This window comes from Candidatus Andeanibacterium sp. (assembly GCF_057143545.1).
Genome location: NZ_DBNHSF010000232.1, coordinates 1 through 4,832, shown reverse-complemented (window position 1 = coordinate 4,832; position 4,832 = coordinate 1). Strand labels below are relative to the sequence as shown.

The following is a 4,832-nucleotide window of genomic DNA, read 5'->3' as shown; positions in this document are numbered from 1 at the left end:
GCGACCACGGTCAGCGAATTCGACGGATTCTTCCTGTTCGACGGCGTGCTTTACGGCCAGTACCGGCTGCGGGTCTCGGAAAGCAGCGCTGTCGCGATCGGCGCGCAGCAGGGCCTGGGAACGGTCGAGATCAGTCGTGACAACGATATCGGCAGGATGGGCATCGTCAAACTCAAGCGCGACTCCATCGCGTCCGAACAGGAAGCTACCCCGCTCGCCCTGGCCGAGCTTCCGGATTAGCGGCGTCCTCAGATGCGCGCGGCAAGCAATTTCGCCAGCGCCTCGATTCCCGCCGCGTCTTCCCGGTCGAAGCGCGCCGGCAGCGGGCTGTCGAGATCGATTACCGCGATGACCTCGCCTTCGCGCAGCACCGGCACGACGAGTTCGGAGCGGCTGGCGGCATCGCAGGGAATATGGCCGGGGAATGCATGGACGTCTTCGACAAGCCGGGTTTTCCGCTCGGCTGCGGCGGTGCCGCAGACTCCCCGGCCCATCGCAATCCGGATACAGGCGGGCCTGCCGCAAAATGGGCCCAGTACAAGCTCGCCGCCGATCGCACGATAAAACCCCGCCCAGTTGAGATCAGGCAGGAACTGCCAGAGAAGCGCGGCGACATTGGCCATGTTGGCCACGCCATCGGGCTCGTCGCGGGTCAAGGCATCGGCGGCGCTGGCAAGTTCGGCATAGAGATCGGGTTTGGCCAGGCCGGGTTCGACTGCAAATTCGTACATTCGATCCCCCTAGCGCGAACACCGGTTGCCGCAAGGCCGCGAACACCTTATTCCGCTATCCATGGGCATAATCAAAAAGATCCTCGTCGGACTGATGGCCGTGGTCCTGGTTCTCGCCATTGCCGGCTGGTGGCTGTTGCGCGGGGAGCCCGCGGAATATTCGGTCGAGGAAGTGACCGGGACCGATCCGGTCCTGGCCGAGCCCGACCCACAAACCATTCCGACTGTGCAAATCGCGCGCCCGGTCGGCTGGGAAGACGGAGCGGCGCCGGTCGCCGCGGACGGGCTTGTGGTCGGCCGGTTCGCGGAAGGGATCGAACATCCCAGGGTGATCTATGCTTTGCCCAACGGCGATATCCTGGTGGCGCAATCGAACGCGCCCGAACGCATCCTCGGCGGCGGCAACTGGTTTACCAACATGATCGCCGGCTTTCTCTTCAGGCAGGCGGGCGCGGATGTCCCTTCGCCAGACCAGGTGATGCTGCTGCGCGACGAGGACCGTGACGGCGTGGCCGAACTCAAGACCGTGCTGCGTGCAGGCCTCGCTTCGCCGTCGGGGCTCGCCTACGCAGATGGAAAGCTCTACATCGCCAATCACGACGCGGTCCTGGCATTCGATTACCAACTGGGCGCGACGGAGCTGACCGGCGAGCCGACCAAGCTCATGGACCTGCCGCCCGCCGGCAACCACTGGATGCGCAACATCGTGCTCAGCCCGGACGGGACCAAGCTCTATGTCGCGGTCGGTTCGGCCTCGAATATCGGCGAAGGCGGGATGGCGATCGAAGAAGGCCGCGCAATGATCCACGAGCTGGATCTTGCCAGCGGGTCATCCCGGCCATTCGCCATGGGGCTACGCAATCCCAACGGACTGGCCTGGAGCCCCTGGACCGAAGAACTCTGGACCACGGTCAACGAGCGCGACCAGCTCGGCTCCGACCTCGTCCCGGACTATCTCACCGATGTTCCGATCGGGGCGCAATATGGCTGGCCGTGGCTCTATTGGGGCAAGGAAGTGGATGAGCGCGTCGAGGCCGGGATGCCGCCCGGGATCATCGATTATACAAGAAAGCCGCAATTCGCGATGGGTCCACATGTCGCCGCGCTGGGGCTGGCCTTCACCGGCGCGGGCAACCGCATGGGCCAGAAATTCGCGCAGGGCGCATTCGTTGCCCGGCATGGCTCGTGGAACCGCAAGCCGGCGGCAGGCTATGATCTCGTTTTCGTCAATTTCGACGAGCGTGGGAACCCGATCGGCAAGCCGGTGCCGGTGTTGACCGGGTTCCTCAACGAAAACGGCACGACCAAGGGCCGCCCGACCTGGGTCGCCTGGGACCAGACCGGCGCGTTGCTGCTGAGCGATGATACCGGCAACATCATCTGGCGGGTCGAAGCGCCGGGCGCCGAACCGAGCGCCGGACACCAGCGGGTTGTCAGCGAACCCTTGGCGCCGCGCCAGCGGATCACCGATCCGTTCAACACTCCGGCGGGATAGCCGCTAGAGGCGCTTGCCGGCGCGGCCTGCAAGTTCGACGAGGTACTGCCACGCGGTGCGCCCGGAGCGCGCGCCGCGCCGCTTCGCCCATTCGAGCGCATCGGCCTGATCCCAGCCGAGCCCGTACTCGGCGGCATAGCCTTCGACGATCGCGAGATAGTCGTCCTGGGTGCAATTGTGAAACCCGAGCGCCAGTCCGAAGCGATCCGCCAGCGCCAGCCGGTCATCGACCACGTCCCGGGGGTTGAGCGGATCGTCCTGCTCGCTCGCTTCGCGCGCGACGATCGCCCGGCGGTTTGACGTCACCGCCAATCGCAGGTTGGGCGGGCGTTGCTCGACTCCGCCCTCCAGCCAGCTGCGCAAATGGCGCGGGCCGACGCTGTCGCCTTCGGCGAAACCGAGATCGTCGATGAACACCAGGAAGTTGCGGTCGATCTCCGACAGCTCGCCAAATAATGCGGAGAGACCATGCAGCGCGTCGGTTCCCACCTGGACCAGCGCAATCGTGCCGGGATGCGCGACCTGTGCGTCCGCCACTGCCGCCCGCAGCAAAGCGGACTTGCCCATGCCCCGCGCGCCCCACAGCAGCATATCGTGCGCGGCGTGCCCCTGGGCGAGACGCAGGACATTCTCGGTCACGCGCCGCTTCTGCAGGTCGATCCCGCGCAGCAGGCCGAGAGCGGGCGCTTCGAGATGCTCGATCGGTCGCGCGCCACGCTCGGTCCAGACATAGGCCGGCGCGGATTGCCAGTCGATCGGGGCCCGGTCTGGCGGGGCCAGCCTTTCGATCGCTGCCGCGATCCGCTCGAATATCTCGCTCTTCCTGGCCATCAGTCAGGCCTCAGGCGCCGAGCGCTTCGGCGTCAAGCGCATAGAGCAAGGCTGCGCCAGCCCGCGCGGACGCCGCAAGCCCCGCCGCCTCGGGCACGATATGTCCGAGGAAGAAGCGCACGGTCACCGGTTTGAGCGCAGCCAAGGCAGGGCTTTCGTCCGCCTCCACCGCGCGCGCCTGCCGGAGCAGCTGCCAGCCCGCCACCGCGACCGCGCACATCGTGCAGAACGGCACGCTGCCCGCCAGCCGGTCGTCGAGACTTGCATCCCGCAGCATCCATGCTCCGATCGCGGCACATTCGGCTGCGAGCCGGCCGAGCGCGGGGCCTTCGCCCGAGTCCGCTTCGATCTCGCGCATCAGCGAGGTTAGCACGGCTCCATCCTCCATCGGCAGCTTGCGCGTCACCAGGTCGGCGGCCTGGATGCCGTTGGTCCCTTCATAGATCGGCGGGATGCGGGCATCGCGGAAATGCTGGGCCGCTCAGGTTTCCTCGATGAAGCCCATCCCGCCATGAACCTGGATGCCGAGCGAAGTCACTTCCATCCCGATGTCGGTGCCCCAGGCCTTGAGCAGCGGGACCAGCAAGTCGGCACGCGCCTTGGCGGCATCGTCGCCCAGCGTTCCGCGATCGACTTGCCCGGCGGTGTAATAGAGCAAGGCCCGCGCGCCTTCAGTCAGTGCTTTCATCCGCATGACCATCCGCCGGACATCGGGATGCTCGATGATCGGCACGGGAGACTTGTCGGGCGAACCGGCGCGGGCGGACTGGATACGCTCCCGGGCATAGGAAATCGCCTGCTGGGTCGCGCGCTCGGCCAGCATCACGCCCTGCGCGCCGACATTGATCCGGGCCGAGTTCATCATCGTGAACATCGCCTTGAGGCCTTCGTTCTCGCGCCCGACTAGCTCGCCGATGCATGCGCCATTGTCGCCGAAGCTCATCACGCAGGTCGGCGAGGCATGGATGCCGAGCTTGTGCTCGAGGCCGACCGCCCGCAGATCGTTGCGCGGCCCCGGCGATCCGTCGTCGCCAGGGAGGTATTTCGGAACCAGGAACAGCGAAATCCCGCGGCTGCCTGCCGGGGCATCGGGCAGGCGGGCGAGCACCAGGTGGACGATATTCTCCGCTAGTTCGTGATCGCCCCAGGTGATGAATATCTTCTGGCCCTTGATCCTGAACTTCCCGGCGTGCTCGCCCTCGGTTACCGGAACCGCGCTGGTCCGCAGCGCGCCGACATCGCTGCCCGCCTGCGGCTCGGTCAGGTTCATCGTCCCCGACCATTCGCCGCTGATCAGCCTGGGAAGATAGGCCGCCTGCTGAGCTTCGCTCCCATGGTGTTCGATCGCCTCGATCGCGCCGACCGTCAGCATCGGGAGCAGCGAAAAGGCCATGTTCGCCGTACCGAGATTCTCCAGCACGTTGCAGGCCAAAGCGTAGGGCAGGCCCTGGCCGCCAAATTGCAGTGGCCCGGCGATCGTGTTCCAGCCCTGCTCGACATAGGCCCGGTAGGCGGCAGCGAAACCATCCGGCAGGCGGACGATCCCGTCTGCCAGGGTCGCGCCCTGCGTGTCTCCGATGCGGTTGAGCGGAGCGAACTCCCCGGCCGCGAAGGCGCCATTGCCTTCGACGATCGCCGCGACCAAGTCGGCATCGGCGGCGGCGAAGCGTTCATGCCGGGCCAATTCCTCGATCCCGGCATTGACCCTGAGGGCCAGCAACTGGTCTTCGCTCGCGGGAGTGAAATTCATGGCGTCATCCTCGGCATCCTGCGCG

At 66.3% G+C, this 4,832-nt stretch carries 4 protein-coding genes and 1 pseudogene; 2 read left to right on the top strand and 3 right to left on the bottom strand.

Annotated elements, in window-relative coordinates; genetic code table 11:
* A partial coding sequence (locus tag AC16XC_RS13345) for a hypothetical protein (protein ID WP_484035154.1) occupies nt 1–240 on the top strand: 240 nt, incomplete at its 5' end.
* 8 nt (nt 241–248) lie between these two features.
* On the opposite strand, the gene AC16XC_RS13340 is transcribed toward AC16XC_RS13345, so the two are convergent.
* Entirely contained in the window at nt 249–731 is a 483-nt protein-coding gene (locus AC16XC_RS13340) for a GAF domain-containing protein (RefSeq protein WP_484035153.1), read from the bottom strand.
* A 61-nt stretch (nt 732–792) separates the two neighbouring features.
* Here AC16XC_RS13340 and AC16XC_RS13335 point away from each other — a divergent pair, with 61 nt between their 5' ends.
* A complete protein-coding gene (locus AC16XC_RS13335) occupies nt 793–2,226 on the top strand; it encodes a PQQ-dependent sugar dehydrogenase (protein ID WP_484035152.1) in 1,434 nt (477 codons plus the stop codon).
* 3 nt (nt 2,227–2,229) lie between these two features.
* Here AC16XC_RS13335 and AC16XC_RS13330 read toward each other — a convergent pair whose 3' ends face one another.
* Together AC16XC_RS13330 and AC16XC_RS13325 are read right to left on the bottom strand one after the other, a co-directional pair.
* The gene (locus AC16XC_RS13330) at nt 2,230–3,057 is read right to left on the bottom strand and encodes an ATP-binding protein (RefSeq protein WP_484035151.1); all 828 of its coding nucleotides are present in this window, start codon (nt 3,055–3,057) and stop codon (nt 2,230–2,232) included.
* Nucleotides 3,058–3,067: 10 nt separating this feature from the next.
* Nucleotides 3,068–4,807 (bottom strand): annotated as a pseudogene (locus tag AC16XC_RS13325) (acyl-CoA dehydrogenase family protein).
* Nucleotides 4,808–4,832: the final 25 nt, after the last annotated feature.

Coding starts and splice junctions, on each gene's coding strand:
- AC16XC_RS13340 (WP_484035153.1), bottom strand. CDS start 731: ATGTACGAATTTGCAGTCGAACCCGGCCTGGCCAAACCCGATCTCTAT.
- AC16XC_RS13335 (WP_484035152.1), top strand. CDS start 793: ATGGGCATAATCAAAAAGATCCTCGTCGGACTGATGGCCGTGGTCCTG.
- AC16XC_RS13330 (WP_484035151.1), bottom strand. CDS start 3,057: ATGGCCAGGAAGAGCGAGATATTCGAGCGGATCGCGGCAGCGATCGAA.